Genomic DNA, 20,118 nt, shown 5'->3' with positions numbered 1-20,118 from the left:
ATCAATCTTGTGGGAATATGCGCTCTTGGTGGAGAGCATCGTCTTGAATCCGATGTTGAATGGCGAAACGATCAGGCTGGATGGAGCCATTCGAATGGCTCCCAAATGACTATATAGGCGTGTCTGCGATGAATGAGGCTGCTATGGACAAGACTTTTGAGCTCACCACCACGCGGGCAACAGATCCGGTGCCTTCACGGGACCGGGCGAAGCTTCTGGAAAACCCCGGTTTCGGCAGGATTTTCACCGACCATATGGTGACGATGAGCTGGTCGGCAGATCAAGGTTGGCACGACGCGCGCGTCAGGCCGCGAGAGCCGTTTTCTCTCGATCCAGCCAGCGCAGTGCTACACTACGCCCAGGAAATCTTCGAAGGCATGAAGGCGTACAGGACAAGCAGTGGCGAGATTGCCCTGTTTCGTCCCGAGGAGAATGCGCGTCGCTTCAATCGTTCCGCCGAACGCATGGCAATGCCGCAGTTGCCGGAAGCCGTCTTTGTCAAAGCGGTTGAAGCGCTCGTCGGGATTGACCGCGAGTGGATTCCGGAAGGGGAAGGCAGCCTCTATCTCCGACCGTTCATGTTCGCAAGCGACGCGTTTCTGGGCGTGCGTCCCGCATCTCAATACATCTTCTGCGTTATCGCATCTCCGGTTGGCGCCTATTTCAAGGGTGGGGAGAAGCCGATTACGGTCTGGGTCTCAGACAATTACAGTCGGGCAGCGGCGGGTGGCACGGGAGCGGCCAAGTGTGGTGGCAATTATGCTGGCAGCCTGATCGCACAAGCTGAGGCGGCAAAGCATGATTGCGATCAGGTCGTGTTTCTCGATGCCGCGGAGCGCCGCTGGGTGGAAGAACTCGGCGGCATGAATATCTTTTTTGTCATGGACGACGGCAGCATCGTAACGCCGCCTTTGGGCACGATCCTACCCGGCATCACCCGTGCGTCTCTCATCTCGATCGCTCGCGACGCTGGTATTGCCATCGAGGAGAAGGCTTACAGTTTCGACCAATGGCAATCAGACGCCGCAAGCGGCAGGCTGCGGGAGGTTTTCGCCTGTGGCACGGCTGCGGTCGTCGCTGCAATCGGTGCCGTGCGTTTTTCCGGTGGTTCGTTCACCATAGCTGATGGCCAGGTCGGCCCTGTCACAAGCCAGCTGCGCAGTGAGCTGGTCGGGATACAACGAGGCCTGTCGGTCGACGAACGAAACTGGGTTTACGCCGTTCGCTGACGTTCAGTCGAAGGCCGCCCTCAGAACCGAGTTACCGAATAGGGCGCCGCGTCAAGCCGAGGTGGCCGCTTCAGGATCAGGTCGGCGACCAGGCGTCCACTCGGCGGCGCACCCGTCATGCCATAGGCTCCATGCCCGAAGCACAGCCAGAGGCCGCGATGTTCTGGCACTGATCCAAGGACGTGTAGCGAGTCCGGTGTGGCTGGACGCTGACCCGTCCAGATCTGCCGCGGCGTGGCCTTCAGCGCGGGGAAAATGTCCCTCGCATGGTAGAGAGCCTGATCGGCCCGCTTCTCATTGGGAACGCCGTCGAGGCCGGAGAATTCCACAGTTCCCACTACGCGCGCACCCTCCAGCATCGGCGTCATGCCGATGCCGCGTCCGATGAATGAAAGGCATGGCAAGGTCAATTGCGTCCGGGGGCAACATGACGTGATAGCCGCGCTGGCTCTCAAGCGGCACCTTGACCCCCAGAGGCGCGATCAACTCGGCAGACCAGACGCCACAGGCGACCACGATCTCGCGGGCGCGATGGTTGCCCGTTGACGTCAGGACAAGCCAACCGTCGCCCATCACGAATGAGTTTCAGCACGCGTTCGCGGATAAAGCGGACGCCCTCGCGCTCCATAAGGGCGGCCAGTGCGGCGTTCAGCTGGGCGGGACTGACGGTGTGGGCCATTCCGCGTCTCACCTTCGAGGAGATGCCGGGGGACATTTTTTGCAGTTCGGTGGGACCGAGCATTTCGACCTCGATGCCAAACTCCGCCTTCAGCCTAGCCTCGACCTCATCAGCCGGACCCGCACCAGGATGATCCCAAAGAACGGCCTCGCCTTCCTGCCGGATGAACCGTGCGTAAAGTTGTGGTCCGACGAGCCTCTGCCACTCGGCCAAAGCGGGGCTGTGCAGCGCGCGCATGTGCCGCGCAAGAAGGGTCATTCGTCCCAATTGCCCTGCTTTGAGCCACCGCATGAACCATGGCAGAGCGCGAGGCAGATAGGACGGCTTGTTCGCAAGCGGTCCCAGAGGAGCGCGCAGGCAACCGGGAACATTGCGCAACATCCCAGGCTGTGCACCTGGCATGTAGCTGGACCAAGAGGGCGGCGTCGCGATACGGATGCACGGCGACGTTGTGGATCTGTTCGAGCAGAGCGTGCCGAATGGCATGCCCATCCACAGCAATGGGCGGTTGCTATTGTCTGCTGGCCCGCACTCAGTCATTCTCTAACTTCGAGTTGCAAGCGGTTGTTCGGCCCCGCATCTTGGAGACTTCATGAACGAAGCAGGCATGCTCGCCACGCTGAAATTCGATACGCGCAAATTGCCGGTCGAACACCAGTTCGAGGCATGGCGCTCCTTCCACGCTTCGGTGATCGACGTCTCCATAAGTCCAGAAGCGCGGCAGGGATTCATCTTCGAGCAGCAAGTCTGGGATTTGGGCAAGCTCGCCTTCACCTCGTCGCGCATGCCTGGTCCCAAAGTGCCGCGCAAATGGCATCATTTGGGCAAGGATCCACTCGACCATTGGTGCCTCGTGCTGCCGGACAGCGCAATGCATGCCGCCGAGGCGGCAAACGCCCCTCGCCGGCAAGTCCATTTCCGCTCGCTTGGTCGCCCTTATGTTGGCGCTGCGGCGGATTCGAGCGTCTCTACCGTCTACATCCCGCGCGACCTGCTGCGACCTCTGGCAGGCGTACTCGACAAGCACCCCGGGAGTGTCGGCCCGGACGGTCTGGGCGGGTTGCTCGCCGACTTCCTGATCTCATTCGAACGCCGGCTGCCGCAGGTACCGGCACATGAGGTGCCCAAGGCCATCGAGGCGATGCGTGCGATGATCTCTGCCTGTCTGGCGCCGACCGCCGACCGTGTTGCCGAAGCACAGGCCCATATCGCGGCAACGATGCTCGAGCGTGCCCGCCAGATGATCCACAAGGAGCTTCACGCCCCCGATCTCGGGCCGGACAAGCTGTGTCGGCAACTCGGCCTCTCGCGTTCAAAACTCTATGTACTTTTTGAGCCGCTGCATGGAGTGACACGCTACATCCAGCGCCAGCGGCTATTGGCAGCCTACAACGAACTGTCCGATCCCAATTCGATGACCAGCATCTCTCGGATCGCAGAGAGGCTGTGCTTTGCAGACGCTGCGACATTCAGTCGGGCCTTTCGAAGCGAAATGGGTTGTGCACCAAGTGAAGTCAGGGCGGCAGCGGCCGCCGGACTGCCCTTGTCGCCCAAGCGGCTGCCGCTCAAGCTGCTCAACCAGGTGGTAAGCCTGGGCGAAATTCTGCTGTATCTGCAGGTGTAGAACTGATCTGCAGGTGAAGGCCTAGCTGCGTCCGACAGCCCATGTTTGACATGACGGCTCTTGCTGACACAGCGCGTCTCAATGCGATTTCTGGATAGCAATCAACAAGTTCGCTATCTCGCCATCTGTACTAATGCGCGGATGGATGGCAGCCTCACCAAAGATGTCCGGTGCTCATGACATCATTGTTGAGGGTGAATGCCTGCTGGCCTGCGTTTTTCGCTGCTATACGCCGCGCTGTTCTTTGAACTCGGCGTCAACTTGCCATTCTTTCCGGTGTGGCTGCGGTCGCAGCACCTTGATGACGGCCGTATCGGCATCATTCTGGCCATGCCGCTTCTGGCGCGTGTTGTTGCCAATCCGCTGGTCACAGCTGTCGCCGACAGGCAGGAGCGCCTGAGCGGAACGCTTCTGACATGTGCCGCTGCAGTTGCGATCGGCACGCCCCTTCTCGGGGCAACAACTACCTTCCTGCCGATCTTGCTGCTCGTCGCTGCGATCGGCCTCGCGCAGGGGCCACTGATCGCCTTGGCCGACGCGGTCACGCTGCGTGCCACGCGCACGGCAGTGCCGGTTGACTATGGACGCGTCAGGCTGTGGGGTTCGATCGCCTTCGCAATGGCCAACATTGCCGGGGGCATGCTGCTCATCTGGTTCGAGCCGGATATGATCATATGGCTGCTCACCGCTTCAGCCTGGCTGACTGCCCTGACCGCCTTGACCGTCGCAAGGCTGCCTTCGACGCAGCAGAGCGAGCGCCAAGCCTTCCGAGCAAGCGGCAGCGTCGGTCGCCTTATCGTGCTCGTCGTGATTGGAGCGGCCTGTGTTCAGGCAAGCCATGGGCTGATCTACGCATTCGGAACGTTGCACTGGCAGTCTGCAGGCATCGGCACAGGCACGACCGGAATGCTGTGGGCCTTGGGGGTGGTGTCCGAAATCGCCGTGTTCGCAATTGCCGGGCGTCTCGTCGGCAATGCCAGAGCTGCGATGTTCCTGCTCTTGTCGGGGGCTGCGGTTGCGGCAGGCCGCTGGCTGTGCATGGCATTCGACCCCAACGTCGAACTGCTTGCCGTTTTGCAGCTAACTCACGGCTTCACCTTCGGCGCCACGCATGTCGGAAGCATCGTGGTGCTGGCCCAGTTGGCTGCGCCCGCGATGCAGGCGCAGGTCCAGGGATGGCTTGCCGGGGCGTGGGCCGGGCTGATGGCGCTGCTGACCGCGCTTTGCGGTCAGGTCTATGCCGGCTGGGGCGAGCGAACCTACCTTTTCATGGCTGGCGTGGCAGCGACAGGCATGGTGCTGATCGGCCTCGCAGCACTTTCAGCAAGCCGCCGGAGCCTAGCTCTGCAGGCGCCGCAGAAGATGACCGAGCCGCTCAACCGGCTCGAGTGAGGCAAGGTCGGCGACCGGCCTCGCCGGTATCGCGCCCAGGCCGCGTGTCCTGACTTCGCTCGGGCTGTAGCCGAACTCGCGCCGAAAGGCCCGGCTGAACTCCGCGCCGTCGTTGAACCCGCGCTGCTCGGCGATCTCGAAGATGCGCCGGGTCTCTGTCGGGTCGGCGAGCTTCGAATGGGCATCGACCAGACGCCGGTGCAGGATATAGCGCATGACACCACCGCTGGGCTCGAACAGGCGGTAAAGCCGCGTCCGCGAAACGCCGAGCGCATGGCACAGCATGTCATTGTCGAGATCAGGATTGTAGAGATTGGCATTGATGCATTGCCGCGCCCGTTCCAGCAACATGTTCGATATAGGTGCCCTCGCCTCGTCGAGATGATCGGGGGAAGGCGCGATGCAGGCCAGTATCATGGCGCGCGTCGCCGCTGCCACACCAGGTAGGTCGGCAACCGTCAGTGTCGACAGGCGCTTGGCAAGACCGATGATGTAGTCGGCGAGCAGGCAACCCATACCACCGCCGAGCGTCGAGAATTCTGCCAGGCTCAAGGCGCCCGAATGCTCCTGGAAGAAATCCCTCGGGATCAGCAGCATCAGCATGTGACTGTCGGTGACGTGCCCTTCGAAAGGCTGCCCCAGGGAATGCAACTGTACCGCCCCGGCGCCGCCGTCAAAGGCCCGGCCTCCAGCCACGGTGCTCGCCTCCCCATCGAGAAACAAGGTCATCATCCAGTGGTCGAGAGCATCCCGGCGCACATGGCCCGGCAAACCGGCGAAGTTCAACGCTCCGGTGCTGATCGAGGTGAAGGCGAGACAGCCGAGGTCCCAGATGACCTGCCTGCCGTCGATCACCTCGGGCGTATTTCCAGTGGGCGTGAGGTCAAGCATTGCGGAAAAGTTTTGCCGCCAGGCGTCGAACTGGTCGGCGCGTGCCACATCGTCGGTCGAAAATTCGAAATGAGGAATAGGCCCATCGTGTTGACCGGCCGAGGCGTGAAAACCGTCCTGGTTCTCCGGCGCAAAGCTTCTACCAGTTGCAACCATGCCAACCCCCTCAGCCGGACGTGCATCTCGTCCAGTGGCGTTTCAGGTGCCGTCTGCGGTTGGCTTGAGACCTGTGGCCCTGCCCAAGCTGGCCTGTGCGACACCTGCAGTCATGATCCTTCGCGTGCACATATCATAGAGCTCGCGAAAGTTTGTTCAACGAGGCCGAAAAATGACAGTTAATGCTAATGTTTGGCCGGCTCGTGCAGACGATGGCGAGACGGCCGGTCTTCTCAATCCTGGCGTTCGAGCTGCGCTTCCAGTTTTTCCGTCTTGCCCGACGCGAGCAGCGCCGCGATCCAGCGGGACGATGGTGACTGGGCGCAATAGACGATGAAGGCGATCAGGATCGGCACGCCGATGAAGGCGCCCGAGATACCCCACATGAAGCTCCAGAAGAACACGGCAAAGATGACCGCGAAAGGCGAGATTGCCAGCGAAGCACCTGTGAGGATTGGCTCGAGGTAGCTGCCGATCATGAACTGGATCAGGTTGAGCCCGACGAACACCACCAACGCCATCTGCCACGACTCGAACTGGGCAATGGCGAACAGGGTCGGAAACATGGTCGCGAAGAATGGCCCGAGAAACGGAATGTAATTGAGCGCGAAGGCAATGGCGCCCCATGCCGCTGCGAGCTCGAGTCCGGCCACCAGAGCAAAGCCCCAGACCACAAGCCCCGTCAGCACACTGGCAAAGGTGCGCACCGCCATGAAGCGGCGCAGCTTGATGCCGATCTCGCGATTTGCAGCGCGAATGCGGGCGCCATAAGGCTGGGCGGCCGGAGTCTCCAGGCGCCGGTTGAAATCCTCGACCTCGAGCAGACCAAGCATTACCAGCACGAAGACCAGCAATGCCAGTCCGACAAAGCTGTTCAGGCGGCCTGCAATGCCCTGGGTGAAGCCAACCAGCCAGTTGACGTCGAAGCGGTCGGCAAGCGGTCCAGCGACCGCCACGCCGCGCTCCTCCAGCCAGTGGGTCCAATCGACGTAGATCGCCTGAAACCTGCCCGCATTGACGAATAGCCACTGCCCGAGTCGGCCGAAGCCCCAGACCACGGACGACCCGACGGCGAGCACGATAGCGATCGTCGTTGAGAGGGTGATGAACAACGCCAGCAGCCGTGGCAGGAACCGCTGAAGCGTTGCCTGGATCGGCCAGACCAGCGCGATGATGAACAGCGACACGACGAGCGGAACAAAGATCGAATCCCCGACTCGCAGCAATGCGAGCACCAGGATGCCGGTGGCAAGATATGCGTTCATGCAGCCGTTGCCCTGCCCCTGCTACCCATTGCCAGATTTCAACTGTCTCGATCGGACCATTTCGATGCACTGTCGTCAACGGCAGCGGCCTTGATACACGACGCGGAAATTGTCAGCACGCGCCATGCAGCTGTTGGAGAACGTCCGCCATCTTGCGCCGCTGACGGCGCAGACCGGCATGTAGATCGCCGGGCAGGCAGTCTGCTGCTCGGGCCTGCGGCACTGGCCATTATGGATAACGCGGAAGCCATCGGCGCGGGCCATGCAGGAATTGGAGAAGGTTCGGCTGCGATCGCCGCGCTGTCCGCAGACGGGCGCATATTCGAAGGTGCACGCCTGAGGACGCGATGGTCCAGGTCCGGGCCCCGACTGGGGAACACAGGACGTCAGCACGCCAAGAGTCATCAGCAGCAATGCGGCGGGACTTGCAAGCAGACGGTTCATGATGGCCAACTCCCCCTGTCAAACAATCAGACGACCATTCCGCGCAGCGCGGCGACGGCTGCAACGGGCCGGCTCCGGCCCGTTGCGACTTCCAGGGTCAAGGCACTCAGCTTGCCGGGTCGGCGGAGGCCTTCTGCAGGGCGTCGCGCAGGGCCTGTTCCTTGGTTTCGTCGAGCGAGGTCTTCAGCACCACGCCGCCGTAGCCCGCGACCTCCTTCAGCACCTTGTCGGCGGTCATTTCCTTGACTAGCACGAAGAGCGCGCCATTGCCGGGCTGCAGGCTGCCCGAAAGCTCTTTCATGAAGGCGTCGTCGATGCCGAAGTCGCTCATCGCACCGCCTACCGCGCCAGACGCTGCACCAACGGCGACGCCGAGCAGCGGGTTGAGGAACAGCACGCCGACGAGCAGGCCCCAGAAGCTTCCGGAGACGGCACCGGCGGCCGTGGTGTTGACGAGCTGGTTCAGCTTGATCTTGCCGGCATCGTTCTTGGTTGCGATAACCGCGTCGCTAAGCGTGATGAGATATTGTTTCTGCAGCTCGAACAGGCGCTCGCGCACTTCTTCGGCCTTGGCTTCGGTCGGATACACGATGACGATCAGGTCGGACATGGTAACTCCTTTTGCTTCAAAACCGGACAATGCGAAGCGTGTTGGCGAAGCGTGTTGCGCGGCAGCATAGCCTGTGGGCAATTGCCGGGGATTAGCGGTGCGTCCCAACGCTTTGCATTGCGTTTCATTTTGAGCGCCTCGACTTGAGGTCAAGGCCCTCGCCGCCCGGCGTGTCGTAGAAACTGACGCTCACGCTGGCATCGGCCAGGCGCCGATACAGCCTCTTCCTCTGGGCGATTGGCCACCAGTCGTAGAGAAAGATTTCAAGCGGCCGCCACAGCGCCACCCAGCCGACGATGATGAGCCCCTCCTCGACGAAGTGCCCGATGCGACCATAGGATGTGAGGGCGACAAACATTTGGCCCAGCAGCAGGCAGAAGCCGAGCACACCAAGCCCGATCAGCAACGCCCGCCGGCCCATGCGGAACTCATCGGACAGTTCACGCGCCACGATCCCGGTACGGTAGTCGAAATAGTTGCGCAATGACGAGTCGACACCATGAACCTCGGCACTGCCGGCTGCTGCCGCCGGCAGATGGATCCTGATTTCCAGCGGCCGGTCGGTGGGCAGTTCGCCAGCCCAGCCGCAGATGTATTCGTCCGCATCCCGCGCCAGATCCCGCTCTCTGAACGGAAACGGATCCATGGTCTCGAACAGCTGCGACACGTCCTCGAGCCGGATCTCGATTGCACCACTCTTCCCGACCGCCGGCAAGTCTTTGGTCTCCATGCTATTGCTCAGGCAGGCACACCGGCAGGTTGAGCCGTTGCCTGCGGCGCAGGCGATGCCGGCCGTTCCTCCGGAATGCGGAACCAAAGCACGTAGAGAGCAGGCAGGAAGATCAGCGTCAGCACGGCCGCTACAACCAGACCGCCGATGACAGTGTAGGCCAGCGGCGCCCAGAACGGATCGCGGATGATCGGCAGCATGCCGAGGATGGTCGACCCTGCGGTCAGGAATACCGGGCGGACGCGTTCAGCCGTGACGTCGATGACGCTCTGCCAGCACATCCCGCTACTCTCCAGCCGGTTGTCCATCTGGTCGATCAGCACGACTGAGTTTCGCGTGATCATGCCAATCAAGGCGATCATGCCGAGCACTGCGATGAAGCCGACAGGAGTGTTGGTAATCAGCATCACCAATACGACGCCGATCAAGCCGAGTGGTACCACGCTGATCACGAGCAGCAGCTTCTGGACGCTCTGGAGCTGGAACATCAGGATGATGACCATGACGATCGCCATCAGCGGGATCATCTCCAGCACCGACCCCATGCCGGTCTCGGCGCCTTCGACCGAGCCGCCAACCTCGATCCGGTAATTCGGATTGTCGTGGCGCAGCTTGTCGATGGCAGCAGAGGCCTGGTCGACGACGCTGTCGGCCATCACGCCCTCCGCGACATCGGCCTGCACGGTAATCGTGGTTTCGCGGTCGCGTCGCCAGATGATCGGCTGAGTGGTGCGGTATTCGATGTCGGCGATGCTGGCCAGCGGAATGGTCTGGTTCGGTCCTATCGGAATTTGCAGCGAGCGCAGTGTTTCGACATTGGCGCGCTCGTCAGCCGCGGCGCGGGCAACGACGTTGACCAGGTAAATGGAATCGCGGACCTGGGTGATCGGCAATCCCGACGCCGTGGCAAACAGCGTCTGGCTGATGGCTGCCGAGTTCAGGCCGACGAGCCGCGCCCGATCCTGGTCGACCTCGATCACCACCTTCCGGATCGGCTCGTTCCAGTCGAGATTGGGGGTGATGACGCCGCTTACATTGCCGACGGCGTCGGCGACTTTCCAGGCGAGGCCGCGGACACCGGCAACATCGGAGCCGATGACGCGATACTGGACCGGCCAGCCCACAGGCGGCCCCATCTCCAGCGGCGAGACACGGGCGATGATGTCAGGGAATTGCTGGTCGAGTTCGCTTTGCAGCCTTGCCTGCAGGCTATCGCGCGCTTCGACGCTCTTGGCTATCACAACCGCTTGGGCACGGAACGGCGCCGGCGCCTGGATATCCATAGGCAGATAGAAGCGGATGGCATCCGATCCGACATAGAAGCTCCAGTCGACGACGTCGCTGTCTGAAGCAAGCAGCTTTTCGACCTTGTCCACTTCCGCCGAAGTCGCCTGCATCGATACGCCTTGCGGCAGCACCAGTTGCAGCATCAGCTCCGGGCGGTCAGAGGGTGGAAAGAATTGCCGTTTCATCAGCGGCGCGGCGAGCAGAGCTACGACGAACAACGCGACCGTGGCGGCGACGATGATGTAGCGCATGCGGATGCAGGCATGAAGAAGCTTCTTGAAGTTTCGCGCCAGGCCGCCTTCGCCCTTGTCTGCCGATTTTGCGCCCGACTTGAGCACAGCCAGGCCGACGATCGGCGTCAACAGCACTGCGATCAGCCAGGAGACGATGAGTGCGACCGCGATGACCACAAACAGCGAACGCGCATATTCGCCCGAGACGCTTCGGGCGAGCCCGACGGGAATGAAGCCGGCGATGGTGACAAGCGTGCCGGCAAGCATCGGAAAGGCCGTCGAGGTATAGGCATAGGACGCGGCTTTCACGCGGTCGTAGCCCTCGTCGAGCTTGGCCATCATCATTTCGACCGCGACCATGGCGTCGTCGATCATCAGCGTCAGCGCGATGATCAGCGCACCCAAGGACACGCGTTGCAGGGCGATGCCGCTTATTTCCATGGCCAGGAAGGTCATGCAAAGGACGAGCGGGATCGAAACAGCGACGGCGATACCGGCGCGGAAGCCAAGTGCCAGGAAGCTGACGCCGAGCACGATCACGACCGCTTGGGTCAGCGAGACGGTGAAGCCCCTGATGGCGTTGGTGACGACTTCCGGCTGGCTCGCGACATGGACGAGCTCGATGCCGAGCGGCAGGTCGTGCTCGAAGCCGGTCATCACCTGCTTGATGTCGCGGCCAAGTTCGAGAATGTCGCCGCCAGACGCCATGGAAACGGCAACGCCGATGGCAGGCTTGCCCTTGACGCGGAACATCGGCTGGGGCGGATCGACCGTGCCACGTGTGACGGTGGCGATGTCGCCCAGCCGCACGAAACCCGACGCGGTCGGAATGTTGATCTCGCGGATGTCGTTTTCATCGCGAAGGTCCCCCGACACCTCGAGGATGGTGCGGTCGGTTGCCGATGTCATGGTGCCGGCCGGCATCACCGCGTTCTGCGCCTGGATGGTGCTCATCACCACGGCCGGGCTGATACTCAGGCTCGCCAGGCGCTGGGTCGAGAACTCGATGTAGATTGTCTCGTCCTGCGTGCCGAGCATCTCGACCTTGCCGATGTTGTGGACACGCAGCAGCCGGCTGCGCGCCTCATAGGCCCAGTCGCGCAACTCGCGATCGCTGAAGTCGCTCGACTGCAGCGCATAGATGATGCCGAAAGTGTCGCCGAACTCGTCGTTGAAGAAGGGGCCGCGCACACCAGCCGGCAAGGTGGCCTGGATGTCGCCGACCTTCTTGCGCACTTGATACCAGATGTCGGCGACCTCATCCGGCGCGGTCGAATCCTCGAGCGAGACGTAGATGATCGACTGTCCGGCACTTGTCAGGCTGCGCAGTGTGTCGAGCCGCGGCACTTCCTGCAGTGTCCGCTCCAGCCTGTCGGTCACCTGGTCGACGGTCTGCTCGATGGTGCCGCCCGGCCAGACGGCGTGAACCAGCATCGTCTTGACGGTGAAGTCGGGATCTTCGCTGCGACCGAGGTTCAGGAATGAAAATGCCCCGGCGATGGCGCCAAGTACCATCAGAAAGACGATGAGCCCCTGGCGCTTGATGGCCCATTCCGAGAGGTTGAAGCCGCCCTCGTTCATCTGGCTGCCCCGTTGAGCAGGCGCACTGGCATGTCGGGGCGAAGCTGCTGCACGCCGGCGACCACGACATTGTCGCCGTCCTGCAAGCCCTTGGCGACGAGGAAGTCGCGGGTCTCGAAACGATGGACCTCAATCGACACCAGCTTCGTGGTGTTGGTCTTGGGGTCGACCACCCAGACGGCTGGCTCGTTGCCCTGGTTGAACAGGGCCGTCATCGGCAGCCTGGCAACCGGGTCACCGGCAACCTGCACGGTGCCGCGCACGGCACTGCCGAAGCGGAAATCATCAGGCACCGCCTCCAACCCGACCCGGACGGTGAAGTTGCGGGTTACAGGATTGGCGACCGGAGAAATCTCGCGGACCGCGCCGATCGCCTTGCTGTTTGGGTTGCTGAGCAGCCGCGCTTCGACGCGGACATCGCGGCTGGCCGATTGAATGGTCGCCTCGGGCACCTGGAAGACCGCATCCTTGTCGACAAGCTGCGCGACGCGCACGATCATCTGGCCGCCGCCAACAACCTGGCCGACATCACCACCCACCGCGGTGACCACGCCGGCGGCGTTGGATTTCAGCACGCGGTTGTCGAGATTGTTCTGGGCGACGCGCACAGCGGCCTGCGCGGCATCGACGCCTGCCCGCGCGGCGTTTGCCTGGGCGGTGGCGGCATCAAGTGCTGCACGGCTGATGGTGCGCGGATAAAGCTGCTCCTGCCGCCTGCGCGTCTGGTCGGCATTGTCAAAAGTCGATTGTGCCGCAAACAGATTGGCCTCGGCCTTGCGGACGGCATCCTGGGCGTCTTCGGTGTCGAGCCGCGCCAGTACGACGCCGACCTCGACGCGGTCGCCGACATCCACGTCGCGCTCCCTGATCTCGCCGCCCTGCCGGAAACCGAAATTGGTTTCGGTTCGCGGCTGCACGTCGCCGACGAGCGAGCCGAACGTGTCCTCGGGGCTAAAGGAAACTGCAACCGTCTTGACCGGACGAGGCGGCAGTTCGGCCACGTCCTCCGCCCGCTGGCAGCCGGCGACAAGCAGTGACGTTGTGGCGACAGCGGCCAGCCCAAGGAGGCGCCTGCTGGTGGAAGACGAACGAGATGCCATTTCGGGTTCCTCATCGACCCAAGGGCCAGCGCGCGGCTCTCGTCGCACGCTGGAGGACAAGCACAGACGGTGACGTCAGTAGTCGACCGCGTCGCGGATGATCGGGCAGGTCATGCAGTGACCGCCGCCACGGCCCCGGCCAAGCTCGGCCCCGGTAATGGTGATGACCTCGATGCCTTCCTTGCGCAGCAGCGTGTTGGTGTAGGTGTTGCGGTCGTAGGCGAAGACGACGCCAGGAGAAGCGCAGACGAGATTGGCGCCGCTGTCCCACTGGGTACGTTCGCGCATGTAGTCGTTGCCGCCGGTCTCGACGACGCGCATCTTCTTGAGGCCGAGCGAGTCGCGCACCGTCTCGACGAAGCTGCCCTTGTCCTTGTGCAGTTCGACGCCGCCGTTTCCGTCGGGGCGATAGGAGAAGGCGCCGATGCCGTTGACGATATCGGGATAGAGCAGCACGCAGTCGCGGTCGGCGAAGGTGAAGACGGTGTCGAGGTGCATGGCGGCGCGCAGCTTGGGCATCGCTGCAACGATCACGCGCTCGGCAGCCCCCTTCTCGAACAGCGCGGCTGCAACCTGGCTGATCGCCTGGCGCGATGTGCGCTCGCTCATGCCGATGAGCACGTTGCCCTTGCCGATCGGCATGACGTCGCCGCCTTCGAGCGTTGCCAGTCCCCAATCCTTGGTCGGGTCACCCCACCAGACGTTGACCTTGCCGGCGAAGTCGGGGTGGAACTTGTATATCGCGGTGGTGAGGATCGTCTCCTCGTGGCGCGCCGGCCAGTAGAGCGAGTTCAGCGTCACGCCGCCATAGATCCAGCACGTGGTGTCGCGGGTGTAGAGCGTATTGGGCAGTGGCGGCAGGAGATATTCGTTGACGCCGGCAGCATCCCGGATCAGTGCCAGTTGCTCGCCGCCGATGGCCTCGGGGAACTCATGTGTCGAGAGGCCGCCGATCAGTGTTTCGGCGAGCTCGCGATTGGAGAGCCCTTCGAGATAGGAGCGGACTTCGTCGAGAAGTCCGAGGCCGATCTGGTTCGGCGACACCTGATGATCGAGGATCCACTTCTTGGCCTCGGGATTGGCAACCGTTTCGGCGAGCAGGTTGTGCATCTCGACCACCTCGACACCGCGGTCGCGCATCTTGGTCATGAAGTCGAAATGGTCGCGCTTGGCATTGTCCACCCAGAGCACGTCGTCGAAGAGGAGATCGTCGCAGTTGGAAGGCGTCAGGCGCTGGTGGGCCCGGCCGGGCGCACAAACCATGACCTTGCGAAGCTGGCCGACTTCCGAATGAACACCGAGAGGAGTGTTGTTTGTCATGACGTTTCTGCCTTTCTGTTCAATGTGTGATGGTGCCGGTCAGCAGACCGTAGACGCCGACCAGACCAGCGATCAGGGTGATGGCGAAGACGATGAGCTCGGTTGGGGTGAACAACTGCAGTTTCTGTTCACGGCGTGCCCAGAAGTAGAGGATCGTACCCGGCGCGAAGAGGACGGCGACGAGCAGCACGTATTTCAGCCCGGCAGCGACGAACATGAAGATCGTGTAGATCGCCGCTATCCAGGCGATGACCTGATCCCGCCCACGTTCATTCTGGGAGGTCTCGTAGCCTTCCCCGCTGCGCGCGATCAGAATGCCGTAACCGGCAACCAGCAGGTAGGGCAGCAGCGCCGTCACGCTCGTCATGTCGAGCATGAAGTTGAAGGCGTCGCGGGACCAATAGGTTGAGATCACGAACAGCGACACGACGATGTTCGTCAGCCACAGTGCATTGGCGGGGACCCGATTGCCGTTCTGCGTGGCAAAGAGCTTCGGCATGTCATTGGACTTGGCGGCAGCAAACAGCACTTCCGCGCAGATCAGCGACCAGGCGAGATAGGCGCCCAGCACCGACACCAGGACACCGATGGAGATGAAGACGGCGCCCCAATGTCCCACAACGGCCTCGAGAACACTCGCCATCGACGGCTGCGGGACGGCGGCGATCGCCGACTGCGGCATCGCTGCGTAGGGCAGCAAGGTCACCGCCACCATCAGTCCGGTGACGCCGACGAAGCCGAGGATCGTTGCCCTGCCGACGTCGGAGCGTTCCTTGGCGAAGCGCGAGTAAACGCTCGCGCCTTCGATGCCGAGGAAGACAAAAACGGTGATCAGCATGGTGTCGCGCACCTGGGCGATCAGCGTCTTGGCCGGCATGTCGGCACCACCGAAAAAATTCGCGGAGAACTGGGAATAGTTGAAGGCGAAGACCAGTGCGAGGATGAACACCAGGATCGGTACGATCTTGGCAATTGTGACGATGGTGTTGATGAACGTGGCCTGCTCGACGCCGCGCAGGATCATGAAATGGAATGCCCAGATGCCAATCAGCGATACGATGATGGCGGTGGCGCTACTTCCGTCGCCGAACATGCCGGGGAAGAACCGCCCAAGGGTCGAACCGATCAGGACCCAGTAGAAGACGTTGCCCAGGCAACTGCCGAGCCAGTAGCCGAAGGCCGACAGGAACCCCATATAGTTGCCGAAACCGGCCTTGGCATAAGCAAAGACGCCGGAGTCGATGTCCGGCTTCTTCTCGGCCAGGGCCTGGAACACGCGTGCCAGCATATACATGCCCGTTCCCGCGATCGCCCAGGCAATGATGGCGCCGAACGGACCTGTGGCTGCGCCGAAGCGACCGGGCAGGTTGAAGATGCCCGCACCGACCATCGATCCCACGACCATGGACGTAAGTGCAAACAGCGACAGCTTCTGATTATCGCTTGAAGCCATGGTCCCCTCTCCTGGCAGCGAACCCACGTTCGCGATCGAGATGCGAAAGAAATTCAGTGTGAACTATAGGATTGCAGGGGTGGGGCTGTGATCAGCATGGAATCCCATGTCTATGCTTCGCGTCCCAAAGTTGTGCCGCGCAAAGGCATAGGGAACCGAAACGCCATCCCGAAAAAGATCGCGCCAATCAAGCAGATGCTCAAATACCGTACAGTTGCTTCTGAGCATGGGCTGCTGGTCACGGCCATGCCGGGTGTTTGCGCCTGCGGCGTTGCAACTAGAGCAAGCTACGGGCATGCGCAGGCATTGCTGTAGAGCTTGGCTAAACAACGATGAGACCTGTGACGATGCCGTAGATCGCAGCCGCCGCGCCGACAGCGGCAACGGCGAACATCACCGTCTCGGCGGGCGTGAATACCCTGCGACCCTGCTCGATGCGCGCCATGAAGAATAGGATCGTGCCCGGTCCGTAAAGGGCTGCGGAGAGCAGCAGGTGCTTGGCGCCTGCCGCATAGATGAGGAAGGCGGTGTAGACCAAGGCGATAGCAGCAATGGCCAATTCGCTACGCCGCGCGGCCTGGTCTTTTTCATAGCTCTCGCCGCTCCAGGCCAGCTTGAAGCCGTAGGCGGCGACCAGAAAATACGGAATGAGGATCATCGAACTGGTCAGTTCGAGCGCCAGCCTGAAGGCATACTGGGCAAAGAGCGTAAGGATCAGGAAGGTCTGGACGACAGCATTGGTGAGCCACAGCGCGTTCGACGGCACACCGTTCTTGTTCTCATGCGCGAGGAAGCGCGGCATGGTTTCGTTACGTGATGCGGTGAACAGGATTTCGGCCGCCAGCAACACCCAGGACAGGTAGGCGCCGGCAACCGAGATCAGCAGGCCGACACTGACGAACTTGGCGCCCCATGGCCCCACCACCGCCTCCAGCACGCCAGCCATGGACGGGTTGCGCAGGGCCGCCAGATCCGGGCGCAGCATGACGCCGTAGGAGAGGATCGTCACCAGCACGAGCAGGCAGAGCACGCCGAGAAAACCGAGCAGCGTCGCCACGCCGACGTCGCGGCGACTGCGGGCATAGCGCGAATAGACGCTTGCGCCCTCGATGCCGCCGAAGACGAAAACAGTCACCAGCATCGTGCCCCGGACCTGGCTTGCGACGCTGCGGAGGCTGACATCTTCGCCACCCCAGAAGTTGGTAGCGAAGATGTCGGCCCTGAAGCCATAGATGACGAAGACGATGAACAGGAAGATCGGGATGATCTTGGCGAAGGTGACGATTGTGTTGATCGCCGCTGCTTCCTTGACGCCACGCAGGATGAGCGAATGAACGACCCACAGCAGCATCGACGAGATGACGATGGCCGTGATGGTGTTGCCATCGCCGAATACTGGAAAGAACAGACCGAGCGTCGACTTGATCAGAACGAAATAGGAAACATTGCCGAGAAGCGCGGCTGACCAATAGCCGAGGGCCGAAAGAAAGCCGAGATAGTTGCCGAAACCTGCCTTGGCATAGGCGTAGATGCCAGCGTCGAGATCGGGCTTTCGGCGCGACAGCGTCTGGAAGACGAAAGCCAGCATCAGCATGCCTACGCCAGCGATGGCCCAGGCGATCAGGGCACCGAACGGCCCGGTCTCGCGGCCGAAGGCCTGCGGCAGCGAGAAGATGCCTGCGCCGACCATCGAGCCGACGACCATCGCCATCAGGGTCCAGACCGAGAATTTCTGCTGAGTGGCTGAGCTCATCGAATCTTGTCGTCAATATTTGATTGGCCGGCGGCAGCCCCATCAATTTCTTCCGCCATGACGGCAATCTAGCCCGAGCCCGGTGACCATGTGATTGGCATGGAATCCCGAGGATATGCTTGGCGTCCCAATCCTTGGCCTCGACCTGCTTCGTCGGTTGCCGCCACGCGAATTTGCTGCTTCTGATCACGCGTAAGCTGCTGGATCGAGGCATGTCGGCGAAGCGTCTGTTTTCCGTTCTGTTGATGGTAGTGCTGCTCGCCGGCTGCGGTGGCCCCCGCGCGGTGCTCGGCCTTGGCGCGGCGGCGGACCAGGCTGCGTCTGCGGCGGATGTGCCCGTCTACGTCGCCACCACGCGCGCCCGTTCGGACAACCTGTCGCTGCCCTATTCGGCCGAACGCTCGCAGACCCTCAATTTCGCAAGATTCGATATCGGCATTCCCAGGAACCATGTGCCCGGCGACGTCGAGAAGACCGGCCGGACACCTGACTCCAGCAGGCATTTCGTGGCGCGGAGCTACCAGCAGATCGCCAGCCGCAAGCAGTTCGTCGCCCAACTCGATGCCGCGCTGGCCCAGCGTCCGCCGCAGGAGCGCGAGATCTTCATCTTCGTGCACGGCTACAACAACAACTTCGCCGACAGTGTCTTCCGGGCCGCGCAGATCGCCCATGACTACAATGTCCGCGCCGTCACGCTGCACTATGCGTGGCCCTCGGGAGGTGCTTTGCCGCTCTATGTATACGACCGCGACAGCACCGTGGTCGGTCGCGGCGGCCTGGCGGAAACCATCGAGATCGCGGCGCAGACCAAGGCGAACCGGGTCATCCTCGTCGGCCATTCCATGGGTGCCTATGTCGTCATGGAAGCGCTGCGTGAATTGGCGCAGACCGGCCGCCGCCACGCCATCAAGCGTCTCGGCGGCGTGGTGCTGGCAGCGCCCGACATCGACATCGACGCCTTCCAGAGCCAGGTCCGCGACATCGGCGAATTGCCCATGCCCTTCGCCATCGTGGTATCGCGTCGCGACCGCGCCCTCGGCATATCCCGGCGCATCGCCGGCGGCCATCCGCGGGTCGGCAGCGGCTCCGATATCGCGCTGTTGCAACAGAAGCATATCACTGTGCTTGACGCGTCCGAGGTCGATGGCGGCTCGCACAACATTTTCGCAACTTCCCCGACGCTGATTGGCTTTGCCGGTCAAAGCGGGCTGCTGCGCCGCTTGATCGAGGGCGGCGATGCCAGCGCCGGCGAAACGATCCTGGCCGATGGCGGCTCGGTCATCGAAGGTGCGGCGGCTCTCGTCATCTATCTGCCCGGCCGCATCCTCGGCGGCGTGGCGCTCGCGAGTCGCCTATGAGCGAACGGTCTCCGACCATCGGGAAAGGTGTCGGCGGCCTGCCGGTGCTTTGGCTGCTGCTCTTCATCCTCTGGCTGATCGTCAACGCGTCGCTGGCAACGCCCATCCTTGTCACCGGCGCTGTCATTTCCTTTGCCGTCGCCTTGATCTTCGCACGCCGCAGCAATGTCTGGGACATCGCCATCACCCCGCGCAGCGCATGGCACTTCCTCGCCTATACCGCCGTCTTCTTCACGGAGTTGGTGAAGGCCAATCTCAACATGCTGCGCTATGTCTATTCGCCGCGCATCGACATCCATCCCGGCATCGTCAGGGTCCGCATTCGCTTGAAGTCGCCGATCGGAAGGCTGGCGCTCTGCAACTCGATCGCACTGACACCTGGTTCACTGATGATGGACGTCAGAGGCGAGGCGTTGTTCATCCACTGGCTCGACGTGAAGACGTCGGACCCGGATCAGGCGACCCAGATGATAGTCGCGCCGTTCGAGAAGCATCTGGAGGCGGTCTTTGGCTGACATGATGCTCCTGCTTGCCGGCGTGCTGATCTCCTTCGCCATCGTCTTCGGCGTGGCGAGGCTGGTGATCGGACGGACCGCAGTCGACCGTGTCGTTGCCATCGACATGCTGACCGTCGTCTCGATCGCGTTGATCACGCTCTACGCGCATCTGTCAGGCCGCTTCGTCTATATCGACGTCGCCCTCGTTTACGGCCTGCTCAGCTTCCTCGCCGTGCTCGCCATTGCCCGTTTCCTCGAAAAGGGGCCGTGACGATGCTTGAACTGCTGGTGATCCTGATCTGCGGCAGCATCCTGGTCAGTGGCGTCTTGGCCGTCTGTCTCGAAAATCTCATGCCGGCGATGGTGAGTGCCGGCCTGGCAAGCCTGTTTGCCGCTGTTTCTTACGTGCTGCTGGCAGCGCCCGATGTAGCCATGGCGGAAGCCGCAATCGGCTCGGGCCTGTCGACCGTCATCTTTCTTTACGCGATCCGCCGCACCGGCGGCGGGGGAGGATGA

Annotated in this window: 19 protein-coding genes and 2 pseudogenes; 9 read left to right on the top strand and 12 right to left on the bottom strand. The window is 62.2% G+C overall.

Features of this window, described 5'->3' with window-relative positions; all coding sequences use genetic code 11:
• Positions 1 to 13: 13 nt before the first annotated feature.
• Positions 14 to 109: pseudogene (locus DY201_RS29305) on the top strand (3-hydroxyacyl-CoA dehydrogenase); the annotation flags it as partial.
• A gap of 34 nt (positions 110 to 143) precedes the next feature.
• The gene (locus DY201_RS26250; protein ID WP_115734330.1) at positions 144 to 1,229 is read left to right on the top strand and encodes a branched-chain amino acid aminotransferase; all 1,086 of its coding nucleotides are present in this window, start codon (positions 144 to 146) and stop codon (positions 1,227 to 1,229) included.
• A 20-nt stretch (positions 1,230 to 1,249) separates the two neighbouring features.
• On the opposite strand, the pseudogene DY201_RS26245 reads toward DY201_RS26250, so the two are convergent.
• Both DY201_RS26245 and DY201_RS29210 read right to left on the bottom strand, forming a co-directional pair.
• A pseudogene (locus DY201_RS26245) lies at positions 1,250 to 1,745 on the bottom strand (NAD(P)/FAD-dependent oxidoreductase).
• Positions 1,681 to 2,166, bottom strand: a complete 486-nt coding sequence (locus DY201_RS29210) for an FAD-dependent oxidoreductase (RefSeq protein ID WP_165916003.1) — start codon at positions 2,164 to 2,166, stop codon at positions 1,681 to 1,683. Before DY201_RS29210 ends, DY201_RS26245 begins: the two are co-directional and overlap by 65 nt.
• Positions 2,167 to 2,500: 334 nt before the next feature.
• Between DY201_RS29210 and DY201_RS26235 the strand changes: the two genes are divergently transcribed.
• Together DY201_RS26235 and DY201_RS26230 are read left to right on the top strand one after the other, a co-directional pair.
• Positions 2,501 to 3,532 carry a helix-turn-helix domain-containing protein gene (locus DY201_RS26235; RefSeq protein WP_115734247.1) on the top strand — a complete coding sequence of 344 codons (1,032 nt, stop codon included), beginning with the start codon at positions 2,501 to 2,503 and terminating at the stop codon, positions 3,530 to 3,532.
• 198 nt (positions 3,533 to 3,730) lie between these two features.
• Positions 3,731 to 4,924, top strand: coding sequence for an MFS transporter (locus DY201_RS26230; protein ID WP_115734246.1), 1,194 nt, complete (start codon positions 3,731 to 3,733; stop codon positions 4,922 to 4,924).
• On the opposite strand, the gene DY201_RS26225 is transcribed toward DY201_RS26230, so the two are convergent.
• The 9 genes from DY201_RS26225 to DY201_RS26185 form a co-directional block, all read right to left on the bottom strand.
• A complete protein-coding gene (locus tag DY201_RS26225; RefSeq protein WP_115734245.1) occupies positions 4,871 to 5,971 on the bottom strand; it encodes a helix-turn-helix domain-containing protein in 1,101 nt (366 codons plus the stop codon). The two genes, DY201_RS26230 and DY201_RS26225, sit on opposite strands and share 54 nt — an antisense overlap.
• Before the next feature lie 233 nt (positions 5,972 to 6,204).
• On the bottom strand, positions 6,205 to 7,236 hold the full coding sequence (locus DY201_RS26220; protein ID WP_115734244.1) for an AI-2E family transporter: 1,032 nt from the start codon (positions 7,234 to 7,236) through the stop codon (positions 6,205 to 6,207).
• Positions 7,237 to 7,311: 75 nt separating this feature from the next.
• A complete protein-coding gene (locus DY201_RS26215) occupies positions 7,312 to 7,680 on the bottom strand; it encodes a Kazal-type serine protease inhibitor family protein (protein WP_115734329.1) in 369 nt (122 codons plus the stop codon).
• A gap of 106 nt (positions 7,681 to 7,786) precedes the next feature.
• A complete protein-coding gene (locus DY201_RS26210; RefSeq protein WP_115734243.1) occupies positions 7,787 to 8,290 on the bottom strand; it encodes a DUF1269 domain-containing protein in 504 nt (167 codons plus the stop codon).
• Positions 8,291 to 8,414: 124 nt separating this feature from the next.
• Complete coding sequence (locus DY201_RS26205; RefSeq protein ID WP_115734242.1) at positions 8,415 to 9,020, bottom strand: hypothetical protein; 606 nt, start codon at positions 9,018 to 9,020, stop codon at positions 8,415 to 8,417.
• An 8-nt stretch (positions 9,021 to 9,028) separates the two neighbouring features.
• Positions 9,029 to 12,121 (bottom strand): efflux RND transporter permease subunit, encoded by a 3,093-nt coding sequence (locus DY201_RS26200; protein ID WP_115734241.1) that lies wholly within the window; start codon positions 12,119 to 12,121, stop codon positions 9,029 to 9,031.
• Positions 12,118 to 13,221 carry an efflux RND transporter periplasmic adaptor subunit gene (locus DY201_RS26195; protein ID WP_115734240.1) on the bottom strand — a complete coding sequence of 368 codons (1,104 nt, stop codon included), beginning with the start codon at positions 13,219 to 13,221 and terminating at the stop codon, positions 12,118 to 12,120. Before DY201_RS26195 ends, DY201_RS26200 begins: the two co-directional genes overlap by 4 nt.
• 75 nt (positions 13,222 to 13,296) lie before the next feature.
• A complete protein-coding gene (gene arcA / locus DY201_RS26190; protein ID WP_115734239.1) occupies positions 13,297 to 14,541 on the bottom strand; it encodes an arginine deiminase in 1,245 nt (414 codons plus the stop codon).
• A 19-nt stretch (positions 14,542 to 14,560) separates the two neighbouring features.
• Positions 14,561 to 15,994, bottom strand: a complete 1,434-nt coding sequence (locus tag DY201_RS26185) for a basic amino acid/polyamine antiporter (RefSeq protein ID WP_115734238.1) — start codon at positions 15,992 to 15,994, stop codon at positions 14,561 to 14,563.
• Positions 15,995 to 16,081: 87 nt separating this feature from the next.
• Here DY201_RS26185 and DY201_RS28840 point away from each other — a divergent pair, with 87 nt between their 5' ends.
• Positions 16,082 to 16,309 (top strand): hypothetical protein, encoded by a 228-nt coding sequence (locus DY201_RS28840; RefSeq protein ID WP_131922395.1) that lies wholly within the window; start codon positions 16,082 to 16,084, stop codon positions 16,307 to 16,309.
• A gap of 7 nt (positions 16,310 to 16,316) precedes the next feature.
• Here DY201_RS28840 and DY201_RS26180 read toward each other — a convergent pair whose 3' ends face one another.
• Positions 16,317 to 17,747: a basic amino acid/polyamine antiporter gene (locus DY201_RS26180; protein WP_115734237.1), complete on the bottom strand. Its 1,431-nt coding sequence runs from the start codon at positions 17,745 to 17,747 to the stop codon at positions 16,317 to 16,319.
• Between the two features lie 212 nt (positions 17,748 to 17,959).
• Between DY201_RS26180 and DY201_RS26175 the strand changes: the two genes are divergently transcribed.
• Genes DY201_RS26175 through DY201_RS26160 form a run of 4 tightly spaced genes read left to right on the top strand, consistent with a single transcriptional unit; the run spans position 17,960 to position 20,118 of the window.
• The gene (locus DY201_RS26175; protein WP_115734328.1) at positions 17,960 to 19,105 is read left to right on the top strand and encodes an alpha/beta hydrolase; all 1,146 of its coding nucleotides are present in this window, start codon (positions 17,960 to 17,962) and stop codon (positions 19,103 to 19,105) included.
• Positions 19,102 to 19,620: a Na+/H+ antiporter subunit E gene (locus tag DY201_RS26170; protein WP_115734236.1), complete on the top strand. Its 519-nt coding sequence runs from the start codon at positions 19,102 to 19,104 to the stop codon at positions 19,618 to 19,620. Before DY201_RS26175 ends, DY201_RS26170 begins: the two co-directional genes overlap by 4 nt.
• 1 nt (position 19,621) lies before the next feature.
• Complete coding sequence (locus DY201_RS26165; protein WP_245432183.1) at positions 19,622 to 19,873, top strand: MrpF/PhaF family protein; 252 nt, start codon at positions 19,622 to 19,624, stop codon at positions 19,871 to 19,873.
• Between the two features lie 2 nt (positions 19,874 to 19,875).
• On the top strand, positions 19,876 to 20,118 hold the full coding sequence (locus DY201_RS26160; RefSeq protein ID WP_115734234.1) for a hydrogenase subunit MbhD domain-containing protein: 243 nt from the start codon (positions 19,876 to 19,878) through the stop codon (positions 20,116 to 20,118).

The sequence above is a fragment of the Aminobacter aminovorans genome (genome assembly GCF_900445235.1).
GTDB lineage: Bacteria > Pseudomonadota > Alphaproteobacteria > Rhizobiales > Rhizobiaceae > Aminobacter > Aminobacter aminovorans.
The sequence above is the reverse complement of the archived record's forward strand: the minus strand, read 5'-3'. Positions and strand labels throughout refer to the sequence as shown.